We start from the raw sequence: 811 nt of genomic DNA on the forward strand, positions 1-811 counted from the left end.
CAAAGGCTTTTAGCATCATCTAATGGAATGCTAATTCGTGGTTCAGAGAATAAACCATCCTGAGGTTGTAACTCGATATGCTGACTTTGTAGTTCACTTAAACTTTTGCCGTAATCGTAATCTCCAATTTCGGTCTTTACCATTGAACTACAACCTGACAATAAGGCTAAAACTGCAATAACAAATATGTGCTTCAATTTAACTCCTTTTTTACAGCTAACGCCTTTAGCTGCGGCGAGCGATAGCGAGTCCAGCCCCGGGGATTTTTCCGGGGCGAGGCAGGCTAAACTTGTTAGGCTTTTTTATTCGCATATTTCTCGGCTACTTTTTCAGATAATTCAAGAATGGTATTGGAAGCACTCTGATAGGTATAAGGTCCATCCGGGCGATAATATTTTGCTTCTCTTGAGCTAATGGTCCAGTAGATTTTTTTAATGCCCAAAGTTGAACATAGATTCTGCATGGTAAGCTCAAGTTTCTTTCCTTGTGGAACATTTGTTCTGGCAGTTGTTGTGCCAAAATAACCTGTCCCAGTATCTCTTACTATCTCGACTTTCATAGCATCTCCATGAGCCTAACGCCGCAATAAAGGGCGAGCGGCGCGCAGCAGAGCGAGTCCAGCCCACGGGCCCTTTCGTGGGCGATCTTTGATTGCCTGGTTATATTTCATTTGCTACGAGATTAGATTTAACCTTGCCAGAAATTACCAATTTATAAAATACAAACTCAGCGACTAAGCCTGAAAATATTGCCGCTGCAACTGCTATACCCCCGCTAGCAGTTGCCTTTGCTACAGCAGCTAAAACTAAAA

Annotated in this window: 2 protein-coding genes; both read right to left on the reverse strand. The window is 42.5% G+C overall.

The window, feature by feature from the left end:
* Positions 1-197: hypothetical protein (locus A3729_RS11890; RefSeq protein WP_156495137.1), on the reverse strand; the 197-nt coding region annotated here is incomplete at its 3' end.
* Between the two features lie 95 nt (positions 198-292).
* Positions 293-559 carry a hypothetical protein gene (locus tag A3729_RS11895; RefSeq protein WP_068510923.1) on the reverse strand — a complete coding sequence of 89 codons (267 nt, stop codon included), beginning with the start codon at positions 557-559 and terminating at the stop codon, positions 293-295.
* Between the last annotated feature and the right edge of the window lie 252 nt (positions 560-811).

It is taken from the genome of Oleiphilus sp. HI0043, assembly GCF_001634935.1.

Excerpts from the sequence above, each read along its gene's own strand:
- A3729_RS11895 (WP_068510923.1), bottom strand. The coding sequence starts at position 559 with ATGAAAGTCGAGATAGTAAGAGATACTGGGACAGGTTATTTTGGCACA.